The sequence below is a fragment of the Paraburkholderia sp. NMBU_R16 genome (genome assembly GCF_013282575.1).
Lineage (GTDB): Bacteria > Pseudomonadota > Gammaproteobacteria > Burkholderiales > Burkholderiaceae > Trinickia.
This window is the reverse complement of record NZ_JAAAYE010000122.1, coordinates 1-4,761: the sequence shown is the minus strand read 5'-3', so window position 1 is coordinate 4,761 and position 4,761 is coordinate 1. Positions and strand designations below refer to the sequence as shown.

General features: G+C 55.5%; 1 protein-coding gene and 2 pseudogenes. 1 reads left to right on the top strand and 2 read right to left on the bottom strand.

From position 1 onward, the window contains the following. Window positions 1-128 precede the first annotated feature (128 nt). A pseudogene (locus GWC77_RS26895) lies at window positions 129-747 on the bottom strand (IS4 family transposase); the annotation flags it as partial. Between the two features lie 357 nt (window positions 748-1,104). Beyond that, window positions 1,105-2,388 carry an ATP-binding protein gene (locus GWC77_RS26890; protein ID WP_173262293.1) on the bottom strand — a complete coding sequence of 428 codons (1,284 nt, stop codon included), beginning with the start codon at window positions 2,386-2,388 and terminating at the stop codon, window positions 1,105-1,107. A 1,227-nt stretch (window positions 2,389-3,615) separates the two neighbouring features. Between GWC77_RS26890 and GWC77_RS26885 the strand changes: the two are divergent. Next, window positions 3,616-3,981: pseudogene (locus GWC77_RS26885) on the top strand (IS3 family transposase); the annotation flags it as partial. Between the last annotated feature and the right edge of the window lie 780 nt (window positions 3,982-4,761).

Below are 4,761 nucleotides of genomic sequence, written 5' to 3'. Positions count from 1 at the left end.
CGCCACACCGATTCCAATTCTTCTCTTGCGAAGGCCGTCATCGCTTGCCCCTCCTGAGCGAACTCAATGGCGGCATTGTGCGATTGCCTTTACGCGAACTCTATAACGCCCATGGCTTACCGCTTACCCCACAACTTATCGCCTTCGGGCAGGCTGCGGTTATGCGCGGCACGTACCAGCCAGTCGGCCGGGTTGCCCAACGCGTCGGCGCGCTCCATCAATGCCATCAGATCCGCTTCGCGGTCAGCCACATACACCAGGCGGGTCGAGGGCATATCCGGCGCCATCTCGGCGATGCGCTCGTAGCCTTCGCTCCAACGCAAACTTTCCTTCGGACCACCACGCTTGCCCGACTCGTCCTTCTTCTCGCGAGCCCACATCCACGCGTCCAGGATGCCCAACGGCTCGCGCTGTGGCGTCACCGCATAGGTCGGGTGAACGAACATCCCGCGCTGCGCCTCATACGTCAGCGGACCCAGTCCGATCGCCTCCTGACCGTTGAAATCAAGCTCGGTCGTGTCCTGAAGACAGAGCACGACGCGATGCGTTTGCATCCGCTTTTGCGTCTGCTGCCAATGCGGCTCCAGAATCGCATGCCACTGGACCTTCTCGTTATCGAAAAAGCGGTACGCCGCTATCGTTGCCCCAACCGTGGCATGCCTGAGGCACACTGGCCGTCGGCTCGGCCGACATTCTTTCCATCAAAAGCCTCGCTCGCTTGTTCAGGCGCGCGTCCCCCAGGTCCAGTTGCTCGAATTCCGTTTGTGTCCAGGGCGTCGATTCGGTGACCAAGGCGTCCGCTCAAAAGCGGAGAGTAAACGCGAAACGCCGACAGTTTACAAGCGCCGCTGTATGTCATTGAAAGTCAACGGGCTTCGTCGCCCGCGCCGAACGACGGGGACGTTGTGTATAACGACATGATTTTAACCGCGCACCGCCCGCCAAGTTGACAATACCGCTGGACGGCATAAGCAGCGGCGCACACCTTCGCACGCCTCTGCTCGTCCTCGCACCGACCAACTTGACAATTCCGTCGCACGTCCCGCGCGGTCAAACGCATCGTGAAAATCCGACCAGTGCACTGGGGATCTGAACGATTACTACCTAGTAGCCTCCTCCGTGATAGTAAAAATCACCCATTGGGCGACGTTCGGCGGTTGCAGTTTTCAACCCTTCGAATGTATCCGTCAGATACCTTGTTATTCTCCTGTCGCTTGTGCTTCTCCCATTGAAGACAAGATGAACCAATCCATCCGCGACACTGCGGAGAACTCTCACCCCCGGATTATTTTCGTCTTTTTCAAGCATGAAATTAGAATATGATTTACATACCGCAAGTTTTCGATCATACCGATCTTGCGTGAAACGCCGTTTGTAAGTCTGGGCGACTTCCTCAATCGCCTTATCAAGTAAGTAATTTTTTACACTCGGATCGAGCCGATCGAAGGCAAGATATGTCAGTCGCGCCAACAATGCGGAATCGGTGAGTTTGTCGTTGCTCAAGATGATGACTGTAACCTTGCTCCAATCTATGCTGACATCAAGTTGGGGAATCGGGATTTCTTTGGCTGTGGGATCCAGAAGCCTCTTAAGCTGCGCTTCCGCAAAATGGTGTAGTGCGCTAAATTCATCCAAAAGAATAATCGGATTGACATACCCGCATTCAATAATTTTCAGCGCCAGATCGCCAAATGCGCGTTTCACATCAACGTCGGATTGATATCCATACGACTCCTCCATCGGAAGAAGATTGTTGATATTTCCATCATTACTCAAATTCATTTTGATGACGGGCAAGTCTAATATCTCGCCGAGTTGGTCGCCAAAATAAGTCTTTCCTGTCCCGGTGGGACCCCACACGTACGCCTGCGCTCTCTGGGTGACAATGCGCGAGTTTGCATTCGCCACGATTTTTCCAATGAACGCACTAAGTTTGGGGCGGACTTCGTGTGGATATTTCGATATGAGCAAATTGATCTGTTTCCCGATAGCCCGAGCCCGAGGGTTACCCTCATCCCAGGGAATTGACTTGGAATAGTAAGGATTTGCGAGTAGCATTTTCCGAATTAGCCGTTGATTGGTATACCATTGCGGCGTTGCATGGTATTGAGGAGTTCTCACCGAACGGTCCAGCTTTTCGATTGCTTTCCGGGTGGATGCCGGCCGTCTTCCGAGAGCTCCGGCGCTTAAGGCTACAGAGTTGAAGTACCACTCTCGTGCTGCCTCCTCTTCAGTCAGCCAGGAATTTGTAGCGGCATCGAAACCGGAATTGAGCGCCCGTTCGACGCCTTGAATTAGCGGCAGGGTCGTGAGCGAATCGCCTTGTGCCGGCCCGAGTCTTTGGTTAAATAGTTGGGCTGCGGCAGTGGCAGCTGTGGTTTTTGCCATCTCCGCTGCGGTACGTCCAGCCTGCTTCGCCGCTTTCCCAAAGGAGAATTTTCCGGCAGAAACTTTTGCAACGTCATCGCGGGCGTTCTGGACAGCGATCAGCGGACGCGACTGGTCTCGTGGAGTTGATGGCCTGCGAGGATCAGGAACCTCCTCAGACGGGGGTTGTCCGAACGGAAATGGTTTGTCGACGATGTCGTACCCTCGTCCAAGAGCACTACTCAGCAGGGTCGGTCGCGTCGTGACATCTGACTGCTTGCGGGGCCTCCCGCGCCTCCCACGTGGTCCTCCTGGTCCTTCATTCTGACTTGCCGGTCCCGCTGAGGCCGGTCGCTGGGGGGGCGTCGGGCGGGACGTATATGCATGATTAACAGATGGGGGATGTCCGAACGCATATGGATCGTCGGCGATTTCGTACCCTCGTCCAAGAAGACTACTCAGCAGGGCCGGGTGCGTCGCACGCGCATCTGACTGCGTGTGGGGCCTCGTATACGTCGCGGGCGCCGGGCCGCCAAATGTGTTAAGCGGGTGGCTCGGGTATGATGGGCTCGGGCTTGCTGGTCTGGCTGAGGCCGGTCGCTCGGGGGGGGACTTCGGGCCGGGTGTATTATTAGTCCCACCGAATATTTTACGAAACATTGTGTTTTTCCAAGTCTAGATAACAAATCAATTGAGTGCGTGGCGTCTAGCACTTCTGCCGAATGTCAGCACAGCTTATAGCTTATCACCCTGAAGCAGGGTTGATACGAAACTGTTTTTTATGGGCAAATGATTTCGCACTCCAGAGTAGTTTTTGTCAGCCGCCAATCATTCGGCATTATAAGCAACGGAATACCACGAATCGTCAGGTAATTTTTAATTGCATAATTACGTCACGTGGGTACATGTTCAGCATCTCTTCCGTCGATGCTGACCCATCGCATGATGCAGAGCTAGGAAGATATGGGTTAAAAGTAATCAGTCGAGGCAAAGAATCTACTCGATTTCGCAATAAAGCGATTGCTGACTGAACGATGATGCTAGTCAGTCACCGAGCGTTCGACGAACATCCAGCGAAAAATGTCGTCGAATGGCGAAGTTGGAGGCTCTGTCGCGCTAAGGGGGTATTGTAAAATCGGGACGTGAAAATTTTGCCCAAAGTGCCAGTGAAGAAGGAAGTATTTCGCGTAAGGCGTTGTCGCCCGGCGTTGCGAAGGTTCTGAAACGACTGCATTTTCCGGTGGACGAAAGGTGTTGCGGATTGCCCCGTCGGGCTATCGGCGCCACGCTGCACAGCTTCGGGATCCATCGCGGATGTGCGCGCGAGCGAAACGTGATGCGGTCCTGCGGCCCGAGATCAAGCGCGTCTGGCAGAACAACATGCAGGTCTACGGTGCGGATAAAGTCTGGAAGCAGATGAACCGAGAAGGCATTTCGGTGGCGCGTTGCACGGTCGAGCGCCTGATGAAGCAACAAGGATTGCGCGGTGTGAGTCGCGGCAGGCGGGTTCGCACGACCGTCCCTGATGCCTCGGCCGCGCGGCCGCTGGATCGGGTCAACCGTCAGTTCAAGGCTGATCGGCCGAACCAGCTCTGGGTGTCGGACTTCACGTACGGTACGCCCAGCCAGCGTAGCCCGCCCGTATGGGGGTGAAGTTGCTTGAGCATGTTTGGTGCAGTCCCCGAAGGAACTGACGTTGGAGTATCGGGGCATGCCCTTCCTCTGCTGCGAGAGGAAGTGAGCCGAAGCGGCGGTGACTTGTCGACACTGGCAAGGTGACCTGACGTAGTCCGTGGGAAACGGGGCTTGCGGCGAAGCGGTTACGCCAAGATGAGTCTCTAGGCTGAGCATGGGACGGTTGAGGAACACGAACCTGTTGAAACGCATCTGAGGGTTGAAATGTCACCCCTGCCTACACCGCTTGACAGGCAGGGCGCGAACTGTCACCGGCCACATCCAAGGGTTGGCGACACGACTGCTGAGCGGACATGTATGCCAGACAGCACGGAATCACGGGGAGCGCGCAGCTAGACCGCGATGTTCGTGACGACTTGCGGCAAGCAAGGATAAAGACTGCGACAGGCAACCTCGCCCATGTGATGAGTCCAGCATGTGAACTGGGGAAGGTCTGCACGTATGCCAAGGGAGTGTGCCCCCGATGACGTGTCCGTAGTAGTCCGAGGTCGGGAAAGCCGATCACATGGCGAAGGGAGGCAGTTGAAGTGGTTTGCTTGGTTAATTAACTGACCGTAGAGAGGTGAAGACCTTTGAATCGCCCCGGGAATCGTGGAGGCTGGTTGGTTTAAGTTGATGCCGGCATCGCAACTCCGTTGCTGAGTTGCCGGTAATAGTTTGCCTCAGCTTCAGCGGGTGGGATATAGCCGAGCGGTTCCA